Here is a 24,281-nt window from a genome sequence, read left to right as displayed (position 1 = left end):
TGGTGCCGCAGCCTAGCATCAGCGTTCTTCCGTTCGACTGCCGATTGCCCATGCCCTCCTTGTTCCATACCGGCCTGCTGGCCTGCCTGCTGTTCGGCGTCCCGGCATTCGCCGCCGCGCAGGACAGCAAGACCGATTCCAAGCCTGACGCCAAGGCCGATGCCGCTGCGAGCAAACCCGCACCGCTGCCGGCCGATGTCAGCGTGCGCCAAAGTACGCGCCTTGCCGGGCGAACGCTGAGTTACACCGCCACCGTCGGCACGCTGCCGGTGCGCGATGCGCAGGGCAAGACCACCGGCGAGGTGGTATTCACCGCCTACACCGTGGACGGCAAGGACCGCCCGGTGACCTTTGCCTTGAACGGCGGACCAGGCGCGGCGTCGGTGTATCTGAACATGGGCGCAATCGGGCCGAAGGTGGTCGGCTTCGGCGCCGAAGGCGACAGTGCATCTGCGCCGGCGACCTTGCGCGACAATCCTGGCACCTGGCTGGACTTTACTGATCTGGTGTTCATCGACCCGGTCGGCACCGGCTTCAGCCGCGCACTGATCGGCGATGACGAAGCCAAGAAGCAGTTCTACAACCCGCAGGCCGACGTCGAATATCTTTCGCGCGTGATCTACGACTGGCTGCTGAAGAATCGCCGCCTGCAGACGCGCAAGTATCTGGTCGGCGAAAGCTATGGCGGTTTCCGCGGCCCGCGCATCACCCAGTATCTGCAGACCCGCCTTGGCGTGGCGATGAACGGCGTGGTGCTGGTCTCGCCGTTCCTCAACCCGACCCTGGACGACAACAGTGACGTCTCGCCGCTGGCGTGGATGCTGACCCTGCCCTCGATCGCCGCTGCGCATCTGGAACGCCAGGGCCAACTCAGCGACAGCGCGATGCGCCAGGTGATCGACTACACCCGCAGCGACTACGCGGTGGCGCTGATGAAAGGCCGCACCGACCCGCAGGCTACGGAGGCGATGCTGCAACAGGTCACCCGCATGACCGGGCTGGATCCGGCCTATGTGCGCCGCTCCGGTGGACGGCTGGAAACCCAGGCGTATCTACGCGAAGTGTTTCGCGACAAGGGCGAGCTGGGCAGCCGCTACGACGCCAACGTGACCGCCTTCGACCCGTTCCCCAACGACCCCACGCAGCGCGCCAGCGACCCGCTGCTGGACAGCATCATCGCCCCGACCACCACCGCGATGGTGGACTTCGTCACCCGGATCGTCGGCTGGAAAGTCGATGCGCGCTATCAGGCGATCAATTACGAGGTCAATACGGCGTGGGAATGGGGCGATGAGCTGCGCAAGGGTGCGGTGACGCAGCTGCGTCAGTCGGTGGCAATCGACCCCAAGCTGCGGGTGCTGATCGCACATGGCTGGAACGACCTCTCCTGCCCGTTCATGGGCTCGGTGCTCACCGTGGATCAGATGCCGGCGATGGGCGACCCCAACCGCGTGCAGGTACACGAATATCCGGGCGGCCACATGTTCTACAACCGCGCCGATAGCCAGGCCGCGTTCCGTCGCGACGTCAAGGCGATGTACGAAACGCGCTGAGCGCATGCAGTGCCGGGCGTGCGACTTACGTCCGGCGATGAATCAACCGCGTCGTGACGCTTTAGACCGCGCCAGGCGCGGTCGCTTTCACGTTCCAGCCCATCCATTGGTAAAGCCGGTACCGCGCGATGCCCAGGTATTCGTGCAAGGCGACATCGGCCAGGGTGAAGTTGTAGCTCTGCGGCAGGATCGACCAGGACGCGGTGAGCCAGTCGGCGCGCACCGGAATGGCATCGATCCCGAAATGGCGGAAGTACAGCTCGGCGCGGCGCAGATGCGTGGCCGAGGACACCAGCACGACGCGATCGGGCCGGTGCGCGCGCAGCAAGGGCTGACTGAATTGCGCGTTCTGCCAGGTGTTCATGCTGGACGGCTCCATGATCAGGTCTGTCCGATCGATCCCCAGCCCGATCAACACGCGCTGATACACCACCGCCTCCGACAGGCCCAGGCCGCGTGCGTCGCCGCCGCTGATCTCGATCTTGCAATCGCCGCCGCTGTGCCGGCATTGCCGATACAGCCGCGCCGATTCGACGATGCGGCCATAGGCGAACATATTGGCCTCGGCCACCGCATCGCGGCCTTGCGGGCGCACGGTGCCGGCGCCCAGCAGCACGATGACGTTGCGCGCGCCCCATGCATTGAAATCGTTGAGGCCGGTGTGTTGCAGGTTCTGCAGCATCCACGATGGCAGCGGCCCGCAACCGACCGCGAACACCAGCGCCAGGCTGGCCCCGGCCAGCACGCGCGACAACCGCCGCGATCCGCGACGGTCGATCAACCAGGCCAAGCCGAACAACACGCACACCAGGGCAAGCATCATCGCGGAAGGTTCTCACTCAGGACGCGCAGGCACCCCCGGTCACGGCAGATCCCTTGCGCAATAACAGCGCAGCGTGACGGCGGTGCGTGACCGCTCCGCGACATCGCATCAGGTCCAGCCAAACAGCTCGAACAGCGTCAGGATCAGATACGCCACACCGCCCGCGGCTGGGATGGTGAGGATCCACGCCCAGACGATGCGCTCGATCACGCCCAGCCGCAGCGAACGCGGGTTCTTGGCAAACCCCACGCCCATGATCGCGGTCGAAATGCTGTGCGTGGTCGACACCGGCATGCCGAAATGCGCAGCCACGGTGAGCACGGTGGCCGAGCTGGTTTCGGCGGCAAAGCCGTGGATGGGATGCAGCTTGACCATCTTGTGGCCGAGCGTCTTGATGATCTTCCAGCCACCTGACGCGGTGCCGGCCGCCATCACCACCGCGCAGGTCAGCACGATCCACATCGGGATGCCGTCACCGGCGGCCAGGCCGGTACCCGGATGCAGAAATGCCAGCCAGCTCGGCAGATTGTCCAGCGCACCGGCCGACTGCGCACCTATCAGGGTCATCGCAATGATGCCCATGGTCTTCTGCGCATCGTTATGGCCGTGGGCGTAGCCCATGTACGCGGCCGAGGCGATCTGCGCCTTGCCGAAGAACGCATTGACCCAGCGCGGCCGCGCCAGCCGCCCGATCCGCCCACCGAGCCGCGACATGCCGGCGATGATGGCCCACAGCAGCATCATCACCACGATACCGAGCAGGAAGCCGGCGATCGGCGAGGTGATCATCGGCACAAACACCTTCCACAACAGGCCCTTGTTCTTGGCCCAGTTGCCGACGCTTTCCGACCAGATCAACGCGTCCCAATTGTTGTGCGCGGCGGCCAGACCGGCGCCGCACAGGCCACCGATCAGCGCATGCGAGGACGACGACGGCAGGCCCTTCCACCAGGTGATCAGGTTCCAGATGATGCCGCCCAGCAGCGCGCACAAAATCACCTGCGGGGTGACCTCGACCACGTTGGTGTTGAGCAGGCCAGACGCAATCGTCAAGGCCACCGCAGTGCCGGTCAGGGCGCCGATCAAATTCATGCCGGCGGCCAGCATCACCGCCCAACCCGGCGACAACACCTTGGTGGCGACAACAGTGGCGATGGAATTGGCAGTGTCGTGGAAGCCGTTGATGAACTCGAACACCAACGCGGCCAGGATCACCACCAGAACAAGGGTAAGCACGCGGCGACCTCAGCTGTTCTTCAATACGATCTGGTACACCACCACCCCTGCCTCGCGGCAACGGTCGATGGCTTTCTCCAGGATCTCGAAGAACTCCTTGAGCAGGAACATCTGCAGCGTGTCCAGGCGGCCGGAATAGATGTCGCGGTACAACTCGAGCATCAGGCGGTCGGCCTCGTTTTCCAGCGTGCGCAGCTTGTCGTTGAGCGCAGTCATGCGATCGATGTTCATCTGCGGCAGGTCGGTGACCATCTCCACCACCACCGCGGCGGCCTGCTCCAGCATCGCCGCGCGCGGAGCGAAGTCGATGTGTTCCAGGTGCTTGGTGGCCAGCGAATAGCGGTCGGCGAATTTTTCGACCTGCTTGGGAATCTTGTACAACGCCGAGCCCAGCGCTTCGATGTCTTCGCGCTCGATCGGGGTCATGAAGCTGTCCACCAGCGCCTGGCCGATCTTGTCGGAGGCGGCGCGTTCGCGCAGGCGGGCCAGCTTGAAGGCGTCCAGCGCGGGCTGCCGGTCGGACGTGCGCATCATGGCGTGCAACGCCTTGGTGCTGTCGTAGGCGGCCTGCGCCGCTTCGTTCAGAAGCGAATAGAACTGCTTGCCGGAACCGAAGATGGTCTGCAACGAGAACATGGGTGGAGAACTTCCTGCCGTCGAGGGAGAGACGGGCGCCAAGGACGAATTATGACCGTTCCATGACCTGTCTGGGTACATCGGCGCCGCGCACGGCCTTCACATCGGCATTTCCCGGCTCGAATCACCCTGTAATTTGCTAACATGCCTCCGCGCTTTCGGGCGCACCCTATGGAAGACGACCCTATATTTCCCCGTTGCCGCCCCGCCCCTGTGCGCGCCGGCCAACCCCGCGCTTGCCCGCCCTCCCCTTCACTGACCGGGGAAGACGCCCGTGGTTGAGTTTCTGATCGTCATCGCACTGATCGTGTTGAACGGCTTCTTCGCCATGTCGGAGATGTCGTTGATGACCTCGCGCAAGAGCCGCCTGAAGCAGATGGCTGGCTCCAGCAAGCGCGCCGCGCGGGCGCTGGCCTTGGCCGAGAGCCCCGAGAACTTCCTGTCCACGGTCCAGATCGGTATCACCTCGATCGGCATCCTGACCGGCCTGTTCGGCGGCGAAGCCATCGGCGAGGCCATCGGCGAGCGGCTGCAGCTGGCCTTCCCTGCGCTGTCGGCCACCTTCTCGCTGGTCGGCGATCCTAAACCGTATTCAGTGGTGATCGGCAGCACGCTGGCAGTGGCGCTGATCACCTTTTTGACGCTGATCTTCGGCGAGTTGGTGCCCAAGCGGCTGGCATTGCGCAATTCCGAAGATATCGCCGGCTTTGTCGCGGTGCCGATGACCTGGCTGGCCAAGATCGCCGCGCCCGGGGTGTGGGTGCTGGCGCGCTCCACGCGGTTGGTGCTGCGCATGCTGGGCATGGGCAAGGACGAATCGGCATCGATCACCGAAGAAGAAATCCGCATGCTGGTGGCCGAAAGCCACGAAGCCGGCGTGATCGACGCGCACGAGCGCGACATGATGAACCGGGTGATGCGCCTGGGCGACCGCACCGCCGACAGCCTGATGACGCCGCGCAACCGCATCGCCTGGCTGGATGCCAATGCCGAACCGGAACGCAACCTGCAGATGATGCGCGAGCACGAGTTCTCGCGTTACCCGGTGTATCGCGGCAGCGACCAGGACATTGCCGGGGTGCTGGAGGTCAAATCGCTGGTCACCCGCCTGGGCGGGCATGGCGAGCACCTGTTCCAGGCACTGCGCGATACCTTGTTCGTGTCCGAGTCCACGCATGCGATGAAGCTGCTGGAGATCTTTCGCGAAGAACAGCAGTCGATGGCGCTGGTGGTCGACGAATACGGCGAAATCCGCGGACTGGTCACCATCAGCGACTTGATGGGCGCAGTGGTGGGACGCCTGCAGGCGGTGGAAAACACCGACGAAGACGCCCTGGTGATCACCCGTGCGGATGGCTCGCTGCTGATCGACGGTTCGCTGCCGGTGGAAGAATTGCGCGAAGTGCTGGGCGCCGAACTTCCGGAAGCCGACGAGGGCGATTACCACACGCTGGCCGGGCTGTGCATTTACTACTTCGGGCGCATTCCGCAGGCCGGCGAATTCTTCGATTGGGCCGGCTGGCGCATCGAGATCGTGGATCTGGATGGTGCGCGCGTGGACAAGCTGTTGCTGAGCCGCGTCGGCGACGAGGACAGCGATGACATCGTCGGATAACGGCGCGCCGCCATCCGACGACTCCGGCGGCGAGCAGATGCGCTACCGCAATGAAGGTATCCGCAGTTTGTTGGCGGCCTTCAGCGACGGCGACCCGGAGCAGGTGCTGCGGGTGCGCGAGATTCTGGCCGACCTGCAGCAGAGCGCATTCGGGGTATTTTTATTTCTGGCGATCCTACCGTCGTTCATCCCGATTCCGGGCGTGGCCGGCGGCATCAGCGGGCCGCTGACGGTGCTGATCGGAGTGCAGATGATGTGCTGCCTGCGCAAGCCGTGGGTGCCGGCTTTTATCGGCAACCGTGGGCCGCGGCGACGCACCAGCCAGCGTTTCGTGGCGAAACTGGCGCCGACGCTGCAGCGGTTGGACCGCCTGCTCAAGCCGCGTTTGCACGGGGTGCTCGATCGGATACCGGCGCAGGTGTTCACCGGGTTGCTGCTGGTGCTGGTCGGCATTTTACTGACGCTGCCGATCCCGTTTACCAACTATCTGTTCGGCTTGATCCTGCTGCTGTTTGCGCTGGCCTTGCTGGAGCGCGACGGCGCGCTGATGCTGGTCGGCTGGGCCGCGGCGCTGGTGTCGATCGCGGTGTTCGGCATCACCTCGGATCAGTTGCTGGATCTGATTCGTGGGTGGTGGCCGGTGGCGTGGCGTTGAGTTCTACCGTCGAGTGCGCGCCGGATTGGGCTTTTTGGCGCTGACGGATCACCTCTGATGCTGGAATGGGCGACACTTTTTCGCTGGCGAAGGCTAGTTGGGATGTTCGTTCAACGTCGAGGTTGCTGGCAGACCTACCCTCACCCCAACCCCTCTCCCGCAGGAGAGGGGCTAAAGCGCTTGGCGGGCGGTTGAGCGATCTTGGGTTGCGGTGGTGTCGCGTACGCACCATGCGGATAACGTTGCGTTATGGAACCCAGACGGCCCGTGCGGCGATTGGTTTTCGCCGCCTTTAGAAGGACCGATCGCCTGGAACGCCCGATCGTCGTACTAAAGCCAAACCTTGGTCATTAGATCGGGACTTGTCGGTTACGTCAGGTCCTGGTGCTCCGATCAGGGCTTGGCGCTTACGTCAGGTCTTGCTTACTTCAGATCGACCACGCGGTTATCCGAGAGGCTGGCGGTATCGTCGGTGACGGCGGCCATGACGAAATACAGCGCCTTGCCCAGCAGGCCGCTGGGGCCGTCCCAATACTCTGCCGACTCGGCGCGCACATGGATCAAGCGCAGGTTGGGGTCGTCCTTGCCGCCGGGGAAAAACACTTTCATTGCCGGCGACCACAACGCATCGATCTTGGCGCGGTCGTGCACCACGCGCGCAGTGCCTGCGACCGACACGTAGGTGTTCTTGGATGCCGAGGCGTAGGCCACGTTGACGCGTGGGTCGGCAGCGATTTCCGCCACTTTCGGGCTGTCGGCGGCGGTGGCGAACCACAGGTCGCCGTCGAATTCGACTTCCTGCGTGCCCAGCGGGCGGCTCACCAGCTTGCCGTCCGCCGAGACGGTCGTGAACATCGCAATGTCCACGCCGCGAATCAATTCCGCCAACTGCTTGATGCTCTCGCTACGTTCCTGAAGTTGCATGCGTGTGTTCCCAATGGAGATGCATGCATCTGAGCGGATCGACGCGCAAAGCGACGTGAATCACGCAGTGGTCACGTCCAACTCGCGGACCGCTTCTGCCGCGATCTCGAACGAACGCAGGCGCGCGGCGTGATCGTAGATGTTGGCGGTGAACAACAACTCGTCCGGGCCGTGGCGATCGATAAAGGCGGCCACGCCCTGCGCAACCTGGTCGGTATCGCCGAGCACGGTGCATGCCAGGGCACGCTCCACACCGACACGCTCATGCGGCTGCCAGAAGCTGTCGATATCGTCGATGGGCGGCGGGATCTTGCTGAGCTTGCCGCGACGCAGATTGACGAAACTCTGCTGCTGGGTAGTGAACAACCGACGCGCCTGCGCTTCGGTCTCGGCAGCCACCACGTTCAGGGCGAGCATGACGTGCGGCTTGGCCAACTGCGCGGACGGACGGAATTCGCGGCGGTAGATCGCCACCGCCTCGTCCATCGCATCGGGCGCGAAGTGCGAGGCGAACGCGAACGACAACCCCATCGCGGCAGCCAGCCGCGCACTGAACAGGCTGGATCCCAGCAGCCACACCGGCACATGGATCCCGGCGCCGGGGACGGCCTGCACCAACTGCCCCGGCACCGCGGGGGCGAAGTAACGCAGCAACTCCGCCACGTCCTGCGGGAACTGGTCGGCACCGTCGAAATAGCGGCGCAAGGCGCGTGCGGTGGGTTGATCGGTTCCGGGGGCGCGGCCCAGGCCCAGATCGATGCGCTGCGGGTACAGCGACGCCAGCGTGCCGAACTGTTCGGCCACCTGCAGGGGGGCATGGTTGGGCAGCATGATGCCGCCGGAACCGACGCGGATGGTCTTGGTGCCGCCGGCGACGTGGCCGATCAATACTGCGGTGGCGGCGCTGGCAATGCCGGGCATGTTGTGGTGCTCGGCCAGCCAGTACCGGTGATAGCCCCAGCGCTCGGCGTGTTGCGCCAGATCGAGCATGTTGGCGAAGGCGTGTGTTGTGTCGCTGTCTTCGCAGACGGGCGCCAGGTCGAGCACGGAAATGGGCGTCATCGGACGGCTCCGGAACTAAGTGATGTGCAAGAGATGGGGCTGCCCGGGCGGCATTGCCAGTCGGTTGTCTGGCGCTGAGGGGATTACAGCATTCCAGCAGCCGAACACCGGATACGGGTGCGCGGCCTGCGTCATCAACAGTGGCCGACACCCCATCGTCTGCAGTCGTGAGGCAGGTGTGGCCGGCGCGCAAGAACGGGAGTGCACGAGCGGTACATGCCCCGCCGGACACCGGGCACCGGCCGCGCCCGCCTGGCGGCTACACAGTCATTGTATCGACCGCTCTATGGACAGATGACCGCGTCGCTGCAGCAGATGCAGCGACCTAAGCGCGAACCCATCGACCGCGCGACGAAGGGCCGGCGCGGCCGGATCAGGCCGCTGGCTATGATGCGGATTGCCTTGCAATGCGACACCACGATGACCATGCCCCCCCCGCCTGCCCATGACTCCGGTGCCGCTCAGATTTCCGCGCGCATCGACCGACTGCCGGCCAGCGCCACGCTGTGGCGGCTGGTCGGCCTGCTGGCGTTGGGCGGGTTCTTCGAGCTGTACGACCTGTTCCAGACCGCCTACATCAGCCCGGGGCTGATTGCCGACGGCATTTTTGCCAAGGGTGCCGATGGCGTCTTCGGGATGTCGGATCAGGCCGCATTCGCCGCAGCGACGTTTCTTGGGCTGTTCGTCGGCGCCGCGCTGTTGAGTCCGTTCGCTGACCGCTTCGGCCGCCGCCTGGTGTTCACCTTCGCGCTGGTCTGGTACACCGCCGCCACCGTGGCGATGGGCCTGCAGAGCACGGCTACCGGGGTCATCGTGCTGCGCTTTGTGGTGGGGATCGGGCTGGGCATCGAACTGGTGACCATCGATACCTATCTGTCCGAGCTGGTCCCGCGGCACATGCGCAGCGCGGCGTTCGCGTTTGCCTTCTTCGTGCAGTTTCTGGCGGTGCCCGCAGTGGCGCTGGCCGCGTGGCTGCTGGTGCCGCATGCGCCACTGGGAGTGAGCGGCTGGCGTTGGGTCGTGCTGCTGAGCGGTGTGTTTGCGTTGGCGATCTGGTGGTTGCGCAGCCGCTTGCCTGAATCGGCGCGCTGGCTGGCAGCGCAGGGCCGCCATGCCGAAGCGGACGCGGTGCTGAATCAACTGGAAGCGCGCTGCGTGCGCGACATCGGCGCGCCGTTGCCCGAGCCGCAACTGGCCACCACAGCGCCCGCCAGCCAGGCGCGGGTGTCGGCCTTGTGGCGGGCACCGTATCGCGGGCGCATCGGCATGTTGGTGGTGTTCCACATTTTTCAGGCCATCGGTTTCTTCGGCTTCGGCAACTGGTTGCCAGCCTTGATTGCAGCGCAAGGCACCGGTGTCACCAAGAGCCTGGGCTATTCGTTTGCGATTTCGCTGGCCTACCCGCTTGCGCCGCTGCTGTTGCTGCGCTTTGCGCAGCGCTGGGAAAACAAGTGGCAGATCACCGCGTCGGCGCTGGGCGCGGTGCTGTTTGGCGTGCTGTTTTTGCTGCAGCATGACGCCATCGGCATGGTGCTGTGCGGGGCGATGATCGCGTTCTGCAATGCCTGGATGAGTTTTGCCTACCACGGTTATCAGGCCGAACTGTTCCCCACCGGATTGCGTGCGCGGGCGGTCGGGTTTTGCTACTCGTTCAGCCGTCTGTCGACGGCGGTGAGCAGCGTATTGATCGGCTGGCTGCTTGCCCAGGTCGGCAGCCATGGCGTGCTGACGTTTATCGTGATCAGCATGTCGATCGTGGCGAGCGTGATCGCCGTGTTCGGGCCGCGCACGCGTAATCGTGCGCTGGAAGAGATTGCGGGCTAGCGCCTGCGCAGTGGTGTGACAGCTCGGCGATGCACGCGGCTCACGTCATGCGCCGTGGCGTTTCACCAAGGCCGCGCTCTTACCCTGCGGCTGCAAACCCGGTGTCTGTCCAAGTGCGACGGTGCGGTCGGCCACCGAGGCCAGGCTGGTGCGATGCGAAACCACCACCAGCACGGTATGCGGCAGACGCTGTCGCAGCGTGCACAGCAGCTGATGTTCGGCCTGCGCGTCGAGTGCGCTGGTCGCCTCGTCCAGCACCGCCAGGGTCGGCGCGCGCAGCAACACCTGCGCCAACAGCAGACGTTGCAACTCGCCACCGGACAGGCGGCTTTCCGGGCCATTGATCGCGGTGAGCAAGCCGTGGCCGTCGCGCTGCAACCGCGCGTGCAAACCGACCTCGGCCAGGACCTGCCACATGCGGGTCTCGGTGGTGCCCGGCAACGCCCACTCCAGGCAATCGCGCACGCTGCGCTGCCAGGGCCGCACGCCCTGGCCGATGTAGGCGCTGTGCCGGATCAGTTGCCCGTAAGCGGCGAAATCCAGCCGACGCCCGCCCATATGCGCATCGAACGCTACGGGCGGCGCCTGCCCGGAGAGCACATCCATCAAGCTGCTCTTGCCGACGCCGGAAGGGCCGACGATCAAGGTCATCTCGCCGGGCACCAGCAACAGCGGGCCGATATCCAGCGCAGGCAGCGGCGCAGCCAATTCGATGCGCTCGACATGTAACGCGGCCGGCAGCGGCTGCGCTGCATCGGCCGATGCCTGCATGCGCGGTGCACCCAGATCCACATGGCGCCGCCATAACTGCAGCGCTGGCCACGCAGAACGGAACTGCTGCACGCTCTGCCGCGTCGTTACCAGATACGGCAGCAAGCGGCCAAGCAGCAGACTGACGGTGATCAGCGCGGCGCGGTCGGCGCCTTGCCATAGATTGGCCAGCACCAGGATGCCGGCAATTGCGGCTACAGCGGTGAGTTCCAGGACCAACCGACTGCTGGCCACCAGTTCCTGTTGCTGCGCGTAGCCCTGCCCCAACCGCGTTGAAATGCGTTCGTAGTGCTGTGCTTCGACCTCTTCGCGCTGGAACGAGCGCACATGGCGCAGGCGACGCGGAAAATCTTCGCTCAACCAGAACAGCTGCGTCATGTCGGCCACATAGTCGCGACTGATGCGTGCCTGCGCATCGCTGCTGGACAGCCGCACACCCAGCCAGGCCAGCACCAACAATAACGGCGTGGCAAACAGCAACGCAGGTGCGATCAACACCGCGATGCACACGCTGACCACTGCAGTGATGCCCGCCACCAGCAACTGCAGCACGGCGCTGAAGCCTTGCGTTGCGATCTCGATGTTGTAGGTGAGCACGTTGGCGATCTCGGCCGAGCTGGCGCCAGCCAGTGCCGGCAACGGCGCATCGATCAAGGCGGCATGCACGCGCCGACGCAGGCCCACTGCATAGCGGCTGGTCAGGCGTGCGGCCAGGCGCGCCCCGCACCAACGCAGCGTGGCGAACAACAAGCTCACCACCACGAACAGGCTCGCCTGCGTCGGCAGGCCACCCGGCAATGCGAGTTGGTAGCCAGCCAACTGCACGCTGTGACCGGGTTGCACCAGCGGCACCAGACACACTGCGACGATGCTGCCCACGCACGCGGCCGCCAGAGACAGCGCGACGTACAACCCGACAGCCGGCAGGTCGGCGGGCACCAGCGTGTCGATGAAGCTGCGTAGCGCTGCTTGATTCCGGCCGCCGTGTGCGGGCTTATGCATCGGCGCCGCCGCGGGCATGCCGTGCCGCTCGGCGCGTGCCATCCAGCGCATTGCACGCGCTTTCGATCGTGCAGGCCGTCATCGCAACACCCGCAGCACTGCCTCGACCGAGGCGTGCGGATGCGCGCCGCGACGCAGGGTAAACATCCCGACGCGCTGCACCTGCGCGACAAACCGCTGCCAGCCGGGCTGACCGGCAGCGTACGGCTGATCGCGCGCCAGGGATTCGGCAATCTGCGTGACCGGTACCGGCACCAGGCCCGGTGCGGAGCCATCGGCAGACTGGCTGGACAGCATCAATACCGCGCTTAGCTGCAACGGCGTTGGCGCAAGGGTGGCATGACCGTGGCGAATATCGACCTCGTACTTTTCCACACCGCTGCGGCGACGAATGGTGGGCGCTGCGCCGATCCATGCGCGCGTGTGCGCATCGAGCAGGCCGAGCGATTCAGGCCGCAGATGCAGAAAGTTGGCAACCCCGGTGGTCAGCAGACTCTCCGGCGCCACGAACACGCCATCTTCGGCGATGAACTCCAGGCCATGCAGCAGACCGTGCAGCGCCAGCGTGGATTTGCCCGCACCGCTGGCGCCAAGCAACAGCACACAGCGACCGTGCCGGCCCACGCAGGCACCATGCAAGGGCACCAGCCCGATGCCACGCGCGGCAAGCAGGAACACCGCAAATTCGATGAGTTCATAGCGCACGTGATAGGCATGCGCCAGCATGTCTTCGGATACCACCAGCATCGCGCGGCGCTCCGGCACCGAGAGCATCAGGTAATTGCAGGCATCCATGACGCCGCACACCAGCCCACCAACCGCATGCGTGCGCACCGGCGGCGGCGTATCGACCATGGCGGCCGGCGCGCGTGGCACCAGATCCAGGGTGAGATGAAACTGCGGCGCGGCAGGCAAGCAGTGCGCCGGCAGGCCTGCGTAGGCGGCATCGACCAACGCCAGCAAGGCTTCGCTATCGCTGTGAAAGTGGAAGAGCGCGCCGAGAATCTGTCGCTGTACGCTGAAACGACGCGCACGCTGCTCGCCGAACGGGTCTGCCGCGAGAGTGTCCGGTGCAAAAGTGTTCGGCGGAACCACGCATGCGCGTTCGCTCACCGGCGTGTGTTGCGCCAACGCAGCCGACTGCGGCATGCCTGTCATCCATTGCATCGATCAGCCGGTGTGTGCTGATTCGCCAAAGAAAGGTTGCATCGTCGAATGCGATGTACCGCCGCCTTCCATCGACGCTGCGACGCATCGCAACAGCGCAACCAAAGGCGCCTGCGTGCGCACCTACTGCCGAGCCGAATGCCGGTGTCTGCGCACGCCACCGCTGCGCGTCATCTGGCGACAGAACGAGAGCCTTGTGCAGATGCTAAAGATCCAGGTCAGTCATTCGTATTTCTTGCGTTACGACCCAAAACAATGGGAGCGCGGCAAGCCGTATCCGCCGTTGGCCACCCTGCAGATTGCCGCATTGCTGCGCGAGCGTGGGCATGCGCTGAGCCTGTTCGACGCCATGCTGGCCGACGACGTGGAGGACTATGCCGGCGCGCTGCACGAGGCGCAGCCGGACCTGGTGGTGTTCTACGAAGACAACTTCAACTTTCTGACCAAGATGTGCCTGAGCCGGATGCGCGAGGCCGCCTGCCACATGATCGGGCAGGCGCGCGCCGCCGGTTGCCGGGTGCTGGTGGCGGGCTCGGATGCCTCCGACAACCCGGACGTGTTTCTGGCCGCCGGCGCACATGCGACCTTGATCGGTGAAGGCATCGCGCCGTTGATCGAACTGATCGAACGCGTCGAGGCCAATCCGCAGATCGATGACCAGGCCTGGCTGGCCGGCGTTGCACGCATTGCCACCAGCGACCCTGCAGCAGTCCGCGCACATCCCGGTGCACAGCCACCGGATGCGCGTCTGAGCGGGCTGCCTGCCTGGGACCTGGTCGACATGCCGCGCTATCGGAAGTTCTGGCAGCAACGGCATGGCTATTTCAGCTTGAACATGGCGGCCTCGCGTGGCTGCCCGTTCCGTTGCAACTGGTGCGCCAAACCGATCTGGGGCAACCATTACAAACGCCGCGGCGCCGAAGATGTGGCCGCAGAGATGATCCATCTCAAACGCAACTTCCAGCCCGACCACCTGTGGATGGCCGACGATATCTTCGGCTTCCATATCGATTGGGTCGAGACGTTTGCGCAGCGTTTGAGCGAGGACGACGGCGCGATTCCCTTCACCATCCAGACCCGTGCCGATCTGGCCAGCGAACGCATGGCTGCCGCCCTAGCGCGTGCCGGTTGCGCGGAGGCCTGGATCGGCGCGGAAAGCGGCAGCCAGCGCATCCTCGACAAGATGACCAAGGGCACACAGGTGGCCGAGGTGATCGCAGCACGCGAACGGCTGGGCGCACATGGCATCCGCGTGGGCTTCTTCATCCAGTTGGGATATCTGGGCGAAGAGCTCGAGGACATTCTGGCCACGCGCGCACTGGTGACACAGGCCAACCCGGACATCATCGGCGTCAGCGTGTCTTATCCCCTGCCCGGCACCAAGTTCTATGAAGAAGTGAAGAACCAGTTGGGCGGCAAGACGCATTGGCAGGACAGCGACGACCTGGCCATGATGTTCCATGGTGCCTACGACTCGGAGTTCTACCGCAGCGTGCGCAATCTGCTGCATACCCAGGTCGACCTGCAACAGGCACGCGCAACGATGACGACCGACGCCCTTTCGCAAGCGTCAGAGCAACTGGAAGCGCGTTGGGCCGCACTGATCGCATCGGAACATCTCCACCGTACCGAGCCGCTTGCCACCCTGGCGACGCGGCAGCCACGCCAGCTGGAAACGCTGCTGGTGGGCTGATCAAACACGGCAGCAAGCGGCCGCCCGATCATCATCATGTGGTATGCGCGGAAGCCCCATTGCAGCACTGCTGCAATAGCGTTACGCCCTGCCAGCAACACCACTCACAATCAGCATCGCTATCCCGTTCGCCAACCTGTTCGACTTTCCGGATCACCTGCATGCAGCCTTCGCTTCGCACCATCAGACATGGCCTGCACACTGCCACCGAGCAGCTGGCGCACGAGCTGGCGCAGCCTGGCGACAACGCGCCGCAGTGGGACCGGCTGCAGTGGCAGCTGGCCGCGGCGGCTGCGGCGGCGCATGGCGTGTCGCCGTTGCTGCAGCGGCGCTCGTTGTGGCAGAACGCCGAATGGACGGCCTTCCTGAGCGAGCAGCGCAGCCATGTCGAAGACCGGCATCGGCGTATCGCGCTGCTGCTGACGCAGATCGACGCGGCTGCACGCAGCGCCGGCATTGCGCTGGTGGGACTGAAGGGCAGCGCCTTGCATCGGCTTGGCGTGTATCTGCCCGGCGATCGTCCGATGGCCGACATCGACTTGCTGGTGCAACCAGAGGACGCGGCTGCGGCGGCAGCGCTGCTGTGCGAACTTGGCTATGTGGCGTCGTTCGAACAATGGAAGCACCAGGTGTTCAAACCGCTGCACGGCGATGCCGTTGCGGGCCTGGGCGAGCACCGCGACGCACCGATCAACATCGAGCTGCATACGCGCATCCAGGAACGCCTGCCGGTGCGTAGCGTGGACATCACCGCGCTGGTCTGGCCGGAGCGCGCGCAGCCGGGACTGAACTCGTACCCCTCCATCGGCGCCTTGATGTGTCACCTGCTGCTGCATGCCGCTGGCGGCATCTGCCATCGCAGCATCCGGCTGATGCATCTGCACGATCTGGCACTGTTGGCCACACGCATGGGGCCACGCGATTGGCAGGAGCTGTGGGAAGACCCGGCGATCTCGCCATGGTGGGCACTGCCTCCACTGTTGTTGTTGCAGCGCTACTACCGCGCAGTGGTGCCAGCGACGGTGATGGCGCGCCTGCATGCGCAGTGTCCGCGACTGCTGCGCATGCGCGCCGCGCGGCAAACGCTCACCACCGCCTCGTGCTCGAACCTGTGGTTGTCTGCACTACCCGGCATCGAGTGGTCGGGTTCGCTGCGGGAGGCGCGCCAGTATCTGCGTCAACGCGTGGTGCCGTCGGCAGAGAGCCGCAAGGAGCGGGCCGACATGTTGCAGACGCAGTTGTGGCTGCAAGGCCAGCCGTGGGTGCGCCAGACCCAGGCACGTCGTCTGATGACTAGGCTGACCCGGCCTGTCCCGCGCACCGACATGCTGTATGTGGTGCGTGCCGCGCTCGATGGATATCTGCAGCCTGCGTAAGGCTGCGTTGGTGTCCTATGGAATGCGGTGCTGGCGTCTGATGTCTGCGTTGGCGCGGAACATGCGCCGACACTCCGACTTTGCATGCTGCGTTGATTGCCGCGTTCAAATTGGCTTACCAAAACAGCGATCAGTGGATGCTTCGTGCTTAGCCACGCTACATGGCCGCTGGACTACAGCGTGCGTACTGGCTGCGCACCATGTGTCGTTGAATCGCGCCCTCAAGCGCGATCAAAACAACGTGGCGAGCAGTCGCTAGGTGGATATGGGCGGCGCGCGCAACACCGCCGTGTCCGCGTGCCACATGCCGCACCGAGTACCAGCTTTTCCCGCCTAGTAGCTGCGCAGGAGGTTTGAGGGTCGCTCTAGTTTGTTGGGCCCAGCGGCCGGCGCTCGCATAACTGACGGTAGATCTGCTCGAACAGACGCGTGGTCATGGCCGCGTCTTCGCGCAACGCGCGGCACTGCGCCGCCCATGCCAGACGCAGACGCAGCTCGTCATCGCCGAGCACCTGCCGGATCGCCTCGGCCATCCCCGCCCAATCGCCCGGCGGCACCGCCAGCGCTGCGATCGGCGCCCATTCCACTAAGTGCCCGACGGCCGTACCGACGGTCGGAACACCGGCCACGCCCGCTTCCAGCAGCACCATCGGCCCGGCTTCGTGCAGGGACGACATCACCAGCAGATCGGCTGCCAGCATGATCGGGCGCAACTCGCGCTGGGTTTTGAAACCCAGAAAACGCACCTGCTCCTGCAGGCCCAGCTGCTGCACCAGGTGCTGCATGGCACCGTCCAGCGTGTCGACACCGACCATGTCCAGCGTAAAAGCCACACCGGCCCGTTTGAGTGCGGCCATCGCGCGCAGCAAGGTGCTCTGGTCCTTGACCGGATTGAGGCTGGCCACGTGCAGCAAACGGGCAACCGCGCCTTCGCGCGGGCGCGGTGGGACGGGCTGCCAGGCACGCAGATCCACCCCTAACGGCACGCGTTGCGCGCCGATACCGAGCGCTTGCAACGAATCGATGATCGGCGCGCTGGCAGCGGTAACACGATCGGCCAAGCGCAGGATCACTGCTTCGCGCAGGCGTCCGCGCCACCGCCGCCGGCCGCCATAACCGATGGCATCCAGCGCGACCAGCTCACCGCCGGCGATATGCACCACGCTCGGACGTCGCAGCAGCCTTGCCGCACTCACCGCGATCAGGCTGCAATAGCCGGAAAAGATTGCCTGGATCACCGCAAACGGCGCACGCCGATGTTCTTCGACAATGGCGCCGATGGCACGCAGGCGCGTGCGTCGCGCGCCGATGTTGTGCACCTTGGCGCCGCGCAGCATCCAGGTATCGGGCAAGGGCTCCTGATGCAGCACGAACACGTGCACTTCGTGGCTGCGTGCCAGCCATTCGATCAAGGTCAGAAACACCGGAATCACACGCACATCGCCGCTGCGATCCACCCCGCCCGGTACCACCAGCGCCAACTTCATCGCGTGTGCGCTCGCAGTGATTTCAGCAGGCTCGCATACGCCTGCGCCCAGCGCTGCCCCACTGCCGCGAACGACAGCCGCGCATCGAAGTGCGCCCGCACCTGCGCACGGCTGGGCCGCTGCCGCGCTACGCGCAACAACAACTCCGACAATGCACTGGCGTCGCCCACCGGCCAGAGTTCGCCGACCGCGCCGTCATCGCTGAGAGCGCGGAATGCCGGAATATCGGTCAATAACGGCAGGGCGCCGCAGGCATAGGCTTCCAGCGCGGCATAGCCGCAACTCTCGGCATGGCTGGCGGACACGAAGACATCGCTCGCCTGCAACAGCGTCTGCACGCGCGCATGCTCGACCTTGCCCAACAGCTGCACGCACCCCGCCAGACGCGCATCGTCGCGCAGCCGCTGCTGCACCTGTTCCAGCAAGGGCGCCTGGTCGAACACGCACCATAGCCGCAGACCGGGCAACAGGCGCGCCGCCAAGGCAACCGCATCGAGCACGCACAGCGGGTCCTTGGCTGCGCTCAGATGGCCCACCCATAGCACACATGGGTCGCCATGCAGTTGCGTGTGCTCGCGTGCCAGCAGGCGATCGCCCGGCATAAAGCGGCTGCTGGATTCGGGAATCGCAAACAGCTGCGTGCGGCGTTGAAACAGACGCGCGCGCAGAAACGGCTGTGCCATGTCCAGCGAGGTAAACGCGATGCCGGCAGCGGCACGATAGCGAGCCCGCCACACCGCCCTGCTCCACCACCGCGGCGGGCGATTGGCATGATCCTGCAGCAAGATCGGGATATGCGGCAGCAGGCGCGCAAGCCTGCGCGCATCACCGGCGAATTCCAGGCCATGCACATGGATCACGTCAGCGTCGATTTCGCGCAAGAGCGCCGACAACGTGGTTGCACGCGCGGCGCTTCCGCGTAAGCCAAGATCGACAAAGCGATAGTCCACACCCTGCCGTGCGATGCGCACATTCAACGCAGAGGCCTGGATCACCGAAACGCGTACATCTGCGCTGGCCACCGCCTCGGCGATGTCGGCAAGCGAAGGCCATTGCGCAAACACCTGGTCGGCGCTAAGGCCAGCGGGCGTCGGCACCAGATTGAGCTGTGCGACATGTCGTGTCACGGTGCGATTGCCGATGGGCTGGCGCGCTGTGCGGAGTGAACATCGCCGCCCTCCACGCAGCACCACAGCAGATCCTGCTGAGGGCCTATGCCGCGCGTATTGCGGTGGGACAGCGCCAGCGCGACGCTCACGCGAGACGCCGCAGCCGCAGCACCAGCGCCACCGGTACCTGCAGCGCCGCCTGGTCGAAGCGTGCGCCAGCGGGGATATCGGCCGGGTCCAGCATCGGCTCGGCGACCGCTTCGATCGCGAAGCCCAAGGCCACGCATGCCGAATGCCAATGGCTGTACAGATGCTGGGTGTGGCGCACCGCATAGTGCTGGCCATCGGCCTTGAAATCGCGGCGCCAACCCAATGCATGGCCGATCGGATGCACGTCGCTGCACAACACGATGCCGCCGATGCGGGTGACGCGATGCAATTCTTCCAGCGCCGGCCACAGCCGCTGCAGGTGCCCGACCACCAGGCCGCACACACTGAGGTCGGCAACCGCATCGGCAAGCGGCAACTGGTCCAGACTGCCCTGCTGCAGCTGCACCCGCGCAGCTGGCCAATGCTGCGACAGTTCGGTTTGGGCGCGCGCGAGCATCTGCGGCGACAGATCGACACCAGTGACATGGCGTGCGCCACGGCGTAACGCATGCAGCATGTAGCGGCCGCTGCCGCAGCCGGCATCCACGACATGCTGGTTCTGCAAGGTAGCGGGCATCAAGCCAAGCATTGCGCGCTCTTCGGCCTGCATCACCGGGTTGTGCGCGTGCGGCGGATACGCCTGGGCCCACAACGCATACGCCGCGTCAGGCTCGAGTACCGGAACCGCGCTCACGACGCGACGCCCATCGCTGCCATTGCGCTCGACGCTTGCTGGAGGTCCTGCACCCGTTGCAGGCCGGGTTCGAGCGCTAGTACTGCCGGGTCGGCCAATGTGGCGTCCAGCAACTTGGGGCGTCCATCCAGCACCACCGGAATGGTCTGGATGCCGGCGGCGTCGAACCACGACGCAAAATCCGGATCGGCGATGCGCGGTTTGCCATCGCGAATCACCGCACGCAACTCGCTGCGTTCGCAGCCGATCACGCTGCTGGCGGGTTCGCCGTCGCGGTCGCGCACGATCACCAGATCTGCAGCAGCGCCAGGCGCGATGCGTCCACGTGTTGGCATGCGCAGAATGCGTGCCGATTGCTCGGTCGCCAGGCCCAAAAGCAGGTCCGGCGCCAGCCCGCTGCGGGCGGCAATGCGCAGTTCTTCGAGCAGATCGCGCGCGCCACTGACGCGCGAATCGCTGCCCAGCGCCAGCCGCCCGGCCTTGCACAACTGCCATGGATCGAGCGTGCGCCCCAGCAGCGCCAGATTGCTCGACGGGCACCACACCACCGCCGCGCCACGCGCGATTACCCGCTCGATATCCTGCTCGCCCATGCCCACGCCGTGGATCAGCACCGTGTTGGACGCCAGGCAACCGAGCCTATCCAGATCGTCGAGTTCGGCACGCGCCACTGCGTCGGTGCCTTCGGCCAGATGGATCATCCACGGGTGCGCCGCCGGCGTTGCCGCAAAGCTGCCCTGCACCGGCGGACCGTAGCCGGTCCAACCCAATGCATAACTCCAACCGAATTCGTGCAGCACGCTGACCGGAAAATCGACCTCATCCAGCGTGGCATGCCAGGGGTCGTGCTGCGCCACGCAGGTCACGCCGGCGAGCAGATTCTTCAGGCCGCCATGGCGCAAGCGCACCGCTTTGGGCACGCGCAATGCCGCAGCCACTTCCGGATGTTGAAAGTGCGCCTGAAACGCTTCGATCCATGCGTAGCTGTTGGCGAACGGCGCACCCTGCGGCAGCGGCGGCACACAGTTCACCTGCAAGTGCTCGTGCGCGTTGATCAGGCCCGGCGCCAGCACATGCCCCTGCAGATCCAGACGCAAGGTCCCGGTGCCCAGCGTGCCACCAAAGCGGCCCGCGCGCAGGTTCACCGCTGCGCGCGACGGGCCCGCGAGCGTGATCGATCGCGCGCCCTGCAGACAGACATCGGCCATGGACATCGGCATCTCCACTCAGCGCTTGCGCATCACGATCAGGAAGTGATCGCCCATGTCGCGCAACAGCGGCAACCCACCGAAACGGTCGTCCAGCCGACCCAGGCGCTCTGAGAGGCGCGGATGGCGATCACAAAACTCCACCAGATACGGCGGCGGCAGGAACAGGCTCAGGGCACGGTAGCTGTCCAGCACGAAGTGCTTTTCGAACGCGCGATAGAACTCGAGCGGCAGGTGGTACCAGGTCCAGATGGTGTGGCCGTTCATGCCCACCGCGGTTGCACCCTTGGCCGCACGCACCGCCGCACGCTTGAAGCGCCTGCGCAAGGCGTAATGGCCGATTTCCCAGGGGCAGATGCGCCCGATCACCGAAAACACCAGGCAACCGTCGGCACGCAGCAGACGCGCGCATTCGGCGGCCACCGCCGGCAGATCCGGCGCGCAGTTGAGCGGACCGAAGTTGGAATACATGCCGTCGAAGGTGCCCTCGAGCTGGTCGAGCTGTTGGATGCCTACATGCGCGGCCGCCAGACGCTCCTCCAGACCCTGCGTCACCGCGCGGTGGCGGGTGCGCTCGATCATGGCCGGCGACCAATCGGTGGCCAGCACGTTGTAGCCACGGCGCGCGAACTCGCCCGCATCCAGACCGGTACCGCAGCCCAGATCCACCAAGCGCGAGCCGACCGGCAACTCGGCAGCCACGGTGTCCCACAGCGTGGTGCGCATGCGCTGGATCAGCGCGTTGTTGCCGCGCGGACCGTCGTAATCGGGGGCGACGCTGTCGAACGCGCGCTGCGTCTCCAGCAACTGCTCCGGCGCGACCGTCCCGCCGCGCGCGGCATGCTCACTGACCACTGACATGCATCGCCTCCCCCACCCGTCCTGCTGATTTCACGACACTCTCCAGACGCGGTACCGCCAACGCGGTATCGCTTGATAGACCCGTGAGTGCCAGCACTAGTCGGTTTGGTTGCAGTCCGACCGCGCGCACGAGCAGTGCCTGGATGGACGAGAGACAGATCCAGCGGTGACAAAACCCCGCTGGCAGCGCTGCGCGTATCAATCACGACGTGCCGCGCATGCGCGTGCCAACGGCGCTGTCAAGGATCGGCCCGCCACTTCTGACGCACGCGCAGTGGACGGCGGCGAGCGCTTGTCATGGAGCGGCTAATAGAACTTTGGGATTAGTCTGCACGGCGCACCCAACGCCGGAGCGAACGCATGGTCCATGCCGCACCGGCATGCGGCTGCGCCCGCATGCCGGTGCGCGCAGTCGCGTTTGTCAGCTCTTAAGCGATGGCACCGGCGCCTTCAGCACGGCGGCGACGCCAGGCATTGCGCACCACCGCCACAAGCACGCCCAAGCCCGCTCCACCGAGCAGACCGACCGCCCAGACCATCACCGCATTCGGAAACGCCCGCTGCTCGGGCACATACAACGGCCACGCAAGCGAGGTTTGATAGGTGTAACGCGCGGTCAGCCGCGCGATCAGATCGTCGCGCTCGCTCTTGATCGCGCGGATGGTGGCGGTGTTGTCGGTCAGCAACACTCCGGCCAGCACCTGCGCCGGACTTGCTGCGGTGCCGGCTTGCAGTTGCTGTTGCAGCTGCTCACGATTGAGCATGGCAACGCGCAGATCCTCGTCAAGCCCCTGCAGGCGAGTACGCGCCAGCGCGAGCGCAGCGGTATTGGTGTCGCCATGCAAGCTCTGCAATGCAGCAACGGTGGCCATCGCCAACGTGCGCGCCTGCTGCACCGACTCGGCACGAATGGTCACACCGATGAGATTGGCATATGGGTCCGGATCCGGCTTCAGGCTACCGCGATACAGCTGCGCGGCACGGCTCTTGAGCGGCACCCCGGCCTGGTGCAGGACAGCGTCCTGAAACAGCCGCGTCTTCATGCGATCGATCACCCGCTGGAACGGCTCGACCTTGGGGTCGCGGCCGGCAGGCGTGGGGCCGATCTCGCCCACCTGGATCCACGCGGTGGCGTCCCACTGCGGCTTTGCCACGCGCAGGAAGACGAACGTCATGCCTAGCACCAGCACCAACGCAGCCAGCGCCCAACGCCATTCGCGCCGCAGGATGCGCCACAGATCGATCAGATAGATTTCGTCGTGTTGATTCATGGTACGCAGGCTCTGATACGTGACAGTGGGTTGCCGCGCTTACGCGACAGATGGGGGTACTGCATGGCGGGTGGGCAACAACACGGTGCAGGCGTGCAGCACCAAACACAGCGCAATGAAACCAAAGTTGGTCCAGGTGAACGCCTGAGGCGCGAATGGCGACATCAGGCAGGCGTAGGCGATACGCAAGAAAATCAGCACGTGGAAAATCGACAGCGAGCCATTGAGGCGGCGGACGCTCCACACCAGGCCGGCATACAACGCCAACAGCGCCAGCAACGCCCCCGGCGCGCCCCAGGCCATCAGAAACGGAAAGAACTCCGTGCCCACATTGATGTTGGGCGCATCCAGTGGAATGCTGGTATCGGCGGTGGCAATCGAACCACTGAACGGCACCAGCTGGTTGATCAGAAAACTGGCGTTTTCGTAGCCCTTGGCCAGGATGGCGCCAAAGTTGTACGGCCCGGCACTGATGTACAGCAGCAGCCACTGCACGCCCTGCGGCATGGCACGGTAGAACGCGCTGAACGGCAATGCCACGGTCGCCAGCGAGCCGGAGCGCAAGGCACCGAGCACCGAGAACACGCCGCCACCTGCCAGCACCAGCACACCGATGGTCTTCCACGGCAACGTGCGCGCCGGGTCCCGCCGCAACACCATCACCAGCACGAACGAGAACAGACCGGCAAAGATCCGATTGCGGTCGATCACCATGATCGGGAACACAAATCCAAACGTCACCATTGCCGCGCGCAAGCCGCGATGGCGTACGCAGAGCAACGCAATCGGCGGCAGGATCCAGCACATGTTGGAGATATGTCGCACGTGCGAACGCAACGGGCTCAAGGTGGCATACGACGATGGATCGCTGAATAAGGGAATCGGAAACACCACCACATCGACAATGCAAAACACCGTGACCACGGTTGCCAGCGTCATCGCCAGAAACGCATCGCGGGTTCCGGCGTAGCGATGGCGACGGAAACGTTCGAAGCTCGGTAACTTGGTTCCAACCACCAAGTCCAGAACGAACACGCCAATCGCCGCCGCAAGTAGCCAGACGAGTCCTTGCGAGTATCCACGTGGAAGTTCGTAAGTGACAGCTGTGATGAAACAGCTGATGACGATGGGGATAGCCAAGTACGTGTAAGGCCTCCGCATCAA

Annotated in this window: 19 protein-coding genes, 1 other RNA gene and 1 pseudogene; 6 read left to right on the top strand and 15 right to left on the bottom strand. The window is 65.1% G+C overall.

Annotated features, from left to right (window positions below; translation table 11 throughout):
• The first annotated feature begins 50 nt into the window (after positions 1 to 50).
• Positions 51 to 1,553, top strand: coding sequence for a S10 family peptidase (locus ABQU90_RS05055; RefSeq protein WP_323516979.1), 1,503 nt, complete (start codon positions 51 to 53; stop codon positions 1,551 to 1,553).
• Between the two features lie 61 nt (positions 1,554 to 1,614).
• Here ABQU90_RS05055 and ABQU90_RS05050 read toward each other — a convergent pair whose 3' ends face one another.
• The 3 genes from ABQU90_RS05050 to ABQU90_RS05040 all read right to left on the bottom strand — a co-directional run bounded on the left by ABQU90_RS05050 (position 1,615) and on the right by ABQU90_RS05040 (position 4,248).
• The gene (locus ABQU90_RS05050; protein WP_115553565.1) at positions 1,615 to 2,376 is read right to left on the bottom strand and encodes a YdcF family protein; all 762 of its coding nucleotides are present in this window, start codon (positions 2,374 to 2,376) and stop codon (positions 1,615 to 1,617) included.
• A 108-nt stretch (positions 2,377 to 2,484) separates the two neighbouring features.
• Positions 2,485 to 3,612: an inorganic phosphate transporter gene (locus ABQU90_RS05045; protein ID WP_323516983.1), complete on the bottom strand. Its 1,128-nt coding sequence runs from the start codon at positions 3,610 to 3,612 to the stop codon at positions 2,485 to 2,487.
• A gap of 9 nt (positions 3,613 to 3,621) precedes the next feature.
• A complete protein-coding gene (locus ABQU90_RS05040; RefSeq protein ID WP_055844350.1) occupies positions 3,622 to 4,248 on the bottom strand; it encodes a DUF47 domain-containing protein in 627 nt (208 codons plus the stop codon).
• A gap of 274 nt (positions 4,249 to 4,522) precedes the next feature.
• On the opposite strand from ABQU90_RS05040, the gene ABQU90_RS05035 reads away from it, so the two are divergent.
• Both ABQU90_RS05035 and ABQU90_RS05030 read left to right on the top strand, forming a co-directional pair.
• Positions 4,523 to 5,863 carry a hemolysin family protein gene (locus ABQU90_RS05035; protein WP_055844353.1) on the top strand — a complete coding sequence of 447 codons (1,341 nt, stop codon included), beginning with the start codon at positions 4,523 to 4,525 and terminating at the stop codon, positions 5,861 to 5,863.
• Entirely contained in the window at positions 5,847 to 6,518 is a 672-nt protein-coding gene (locus tag ABQU90_RS05030) for an exopolysaccharide biosynthesis protein (RefSeq protein ID WP_055844356.1), read from the top strand. Before ABQU90_RS05035 ends, ABQU90_RS05030 begins: the two co-directional genes overlap by 17 nt.
• Positions 6,519 to 6,941: 423 nt before the next feature.
• On the opposite strand, the gene ABQU90_RS05025 is transcribed toward ABQU90_RS05030, so the two are convergent.
• The 3 genes from ABQU90_RS05025 to ABQU90_RS05015 form a co-directional block, all read right to left on the bottom strand.
• Positions 6,942 to 7,442, bottom strand: coding sequence for a pyridoxamine 5'-phosphate oxidase family protein (locus ABQU90_RS05025; RefSeq protein WP_055844359.1), 501 nt, complete (start codon positions 7,440 to 7,442; stop codon positions 6,942 to 6,944).
• Between the two features lie 60 nt (positions 7,443 to 7,502).
• On the bottom strand, positions 7,503 to 8,504 hold the full coding sequence (locus tag ABQU90_RS05020; RefSeq protein ID WP_323522161.1) for an LLM class flavin-dependent oxidoreductase: 1,002 nt from the start codon (positions 8,502 to 8,504) through the stop codon (positions 7,503 to 7,505).
• 142 nt (positions 8,505 to 8,646) lie between these two features.
• Positions 8,647 to 8,722, bottom strand: a non-coding RNA gene (locus ABQU90_RS05015) — sX9 sRNA.
• 202 nt (positions 8,723 to 8,924) lie between these two features.
• Here ABQU90_RS05015 and ABQU90_RS05010 point away from each other — a divergent pair.
• Positions 8,925 to 10,328 (top strand): MFS transporter, encoded by a 1,404-nt coding sequence (locus ABQU90_RS05010; protein WP_407078742.1) that lies wholly within the window; start codon positions 8,925 to 8,927, stop codon positions 10,326 to 10,328.
• Positions 10,329 to 10,373: 45 nt separating this feature from the next.
• Here ABQU90_RS05010 and ABQU90_RS05005 read toward each other — a convergent pair whose 3' ends face one another.
• The gene (locus ABQU90_RS05005) at positions 10,374 to 12,101 is read right to left on the bottom strand and encodes an ATP-binding cassette domain-containing protein (RefSeq protein ID WP_323522160.1); all 1,728 of its coding nucleotides are present in this window, start codon (positions 12,099 to 12,101) and stop codon (positions 10,374 to 10,376) included.
• Between the two features lie 78 nt (positions 12,102 to 12,179).
• Positions 12,180 to 13,250 carry a phosphoenolpyruvate carboxykinase (ATP) gene (locus tag ABQU90_RS05000; RefSeq protein ID WP_323522159.1) on the bottom strand — a complete coding sequence of 357 codons (1,071 nt, stop codon included), beginning with the start codon at positions 13,248 to 13,250 and terminating at the stop codon, positions 12,180 to 12,182.
• A gap of 156 nt (positions 13,251 to 13,406) precedes the next feature.
• Between ABQU90_RS05000 and ABQU90_RS04995 the strand changes: the two are divergent.
• Both ABQU90_RS04995 and ABQU90_RS04990 read left to right on the top strand, forming a co-directional pair.
• Positions 13,407 to 14,961, top strand: a pseudogene (locus ABQU90_RS04995) (B12-binding domain-containing radical SAM protein).
• Positions 14,962 to 15,122: 161 nt separating this feature from the next.
• On the top strand, positions 15,123 to 16,337 hold the full coding sequence (locus ABQU90_RS04990; protein ID WP_323522158.1) for a nucleotidyltransferase family protein: 1,215 nt from the start codon (positions 15,123 to 15,125) through the stop codon (positions 16,335 to 16,337).
• A 365-nt stretch (positions 16,338 to 16,702) separates the two neighbouring features.
• Here the strand turns inward: ABQU90_RS04990 and ABQU90_RS04985 are convergent, their stop codons facing one another.
• The 7 genes from ABQU90_RS04985 to ABQU90_RS04955 form a co-directional block, all read right to left on the bottom strand.
• On the bottom strand, positions 16,703 to 17,824 hold the full coding sequence (locus tag ABQU90_RS04985) for a glycosyltransferase family 4 protein (RefSeq protein WP_323522157.1): 1,122 nt from the start codon (positions 17,822 to 17,824) through the stop codon (positions 16,703 to 16,705).
• Positions 17,821 to 18,951 (bottom strand): glycosyltransferase family 4 protein, encoded by a 1,131-nt coding sequence (locus ABQU90_RS04980; RefSeq protein WP_323522156.1) that lies wholly within the window; start codon positions 18,949 to 18,951, stop codon positions 17,821 to 17,823. The genes ABQU90_RS04985 and ABQU90_RS04980 overlap by 4 nt, the downstream gene beginning before the upstream one ends.
• Before the next feature lie 127 nt (positions 18,952 to 19,078).
• Positions 19,079 to 19,777, bottom strand: a complete 699-nt coding sequence (locus ABQU90_RS04975) for a class I SAM-dependent methyltransferase (protein WP_323522155.1) — start codon at positions 19,775 to 19,777, stop codon at positions 19,079 to 19,081.
• A complete protein-coding gene (locus ABQU90_RS04970) occupies positions 19,774 to 20,991 on the bottom strand; it encodes an amidohydrolase family protein (protein ID WP_323522154.1) in 1,218 nt (405 codons plus the stop codon). Before ABQU90_RS04970 ends, ABQU90_RS04975 begins: the two co-directional genes overlap by 4 nt.
• A 12-nt stretch (positions 20,992 to 21,003) precedes the next feature.
• Complete coding sequence (locus ABQU90_RS04965; RefSeq protein WP_323522153.1) at positions 21,004 to 21,846, bottom strand: class I SAM-dependent methyltransferase; 843 nt, start codon at positions 21,844 to 21,846, stop codon at positions 21,004 to 21,006.
• Positions 21,847 to 22,274: 428 nt separating this feature from the next.
• Positions 22,275 to 23,117, bottom strand: coding sequence for a Wzz/FepE/Etk N-terminal domain-containing protein (locus tag ABQU90_RS04960; protein WP_323522152.1), 843 nt, complete (start codon positions 23,115 to 23,117; stop codon positions 22,275 to 22,277).
• Positions 23,118 to 23,156: 39 nt separating this feature from the next.
• A complete protein-coding gene (locus ABQU90_RS04955; RefSeq protein ID WP_323522151.1) occupies positions 23,157 to 24,278 on the bottom strand; it encodes a hypothetical protein in 1,122 nt (373 codons plus the stop codon).
• Positions 24,279 to 24,281 lie beyond the last annotated feature (3 nt).

The organism is Xanthomonas sp. WHRI 10207 (genome assembly GCF_040202975.1).
Classification (GTDB): Bacteria; Pseudomonadota; Gammaproteobacteria; order Xanthomonadales; family Xanthomonadaceae; genus Xanthomonas.
The sequence above is the reverse complement of the archived record's forward strand: the minus strand, read 5'-3'. Positions and strand labels throughout refer to the sequence as shown.

Coding starts and splice junctions, on each gene's coding strand:
- ABQU90_RS05010 (WP_407078742.1), top strand. CDS start 8,925: ATGACCATGCCCCCCCCGCCTGCCCATGACTCCGGTGCCGCTCAGATT.
- ABQU90_RS04955 (WP_323522151.1), bottom strand. CDS start 24,278: ATGCGGAGGCCTTACACGTACTTGGCTATCCCCATCGTCATCAGCTGT.
- ABQU90_RS05025 (WP_055844359.1), bottom strand. CDS start 7,442: ATGCAACTTCAGGAACGTAGCGAGAGCATCAAGCAGTTGGCGGAATTG.
- ABQU90_RS05030 (WP_055844356.1), top strand. CDS start 5,847: ATGACATCGTCGGATAACGGCGCGCCGCCATCCGACGACTCCGGCGGC.
- ABQU90_RS05005 (WP_323522160.1), bottom strand. CDS start 12,101: ATGCATAAGCCCGCACACGGCGGCCGGAATCAAGCAGCGCTACGCAGC.
- ABQU90_RS05055 (WP_323516979.1), top strand. CDS start 51: ATGCCCTCCTTGTTCCATACCGGCCTGCTGGCCTGCCTGCTGTTCGGC.
- ABQU90_RS04965 (WP_323522153.1), bottom strand. CDS start 21,846: ATGTCAGTGGTCAGTGAGCATGCCGCGCGCGGCGGGACGGTCGCGCCG.
- ABQU90_RS04960 (WP_323522152.1), bottom strand. CDS start 23,117: ATGAATCAACACGACGAAATCTATCTGATCGATCTGTGGCGCATCCTG.
- ABQU90_RS05040 (WP_055844350.1), bottom strand. CDS start 4,248: ATGTTCTCGTTGCAGACCATCTTCGGTTCCGGCAAGCAGTTCTATTCG.
- ABQU90_RS04990 (WP_323522158.1), top strand. CDS start 15,123: ATGCAGCCTTCGCTTCGCACCATCAGACATGGCCTGCACACTGCCACC.
- ABQU90_RS04985 (WP_323522157.1), bottom strand. CDS start 17,824: ATGAAGTTGGCGCTGGTGGTACCGGGCGGGGTGGATCGCAGCGGCGAT.
- ABQU90_RS05020 (WP_323522161.1), bottom strand. CDS start 8,504: ATGACGCCCATTTCCGTGCTCGACCTGGCGCCCGTCTGCGAAGACAGC.
- ABQU90_RS05000 (WP_323522159.1), bottom strand. CDS start 13,250: ATGCCGCAGTCGGCTGCGTTGGCGCAACACACGCCGGTGAGCGAACGC.
- ABQU90_RS04970 (WP_323522154.1), bottom strand. CDS start 20,991: ATGTCCATGGCCGATGTCTGTCTGCAGGGCGCGCGATCGATCACGCTC.
- ABQU90_RS05050 (WP_115553565.1), bottom strand. CDS start 2,376: ATGATGCTTGCCCTGGTGTGCGTGTTGTTCGGCTTGGCCTGGTTGATC.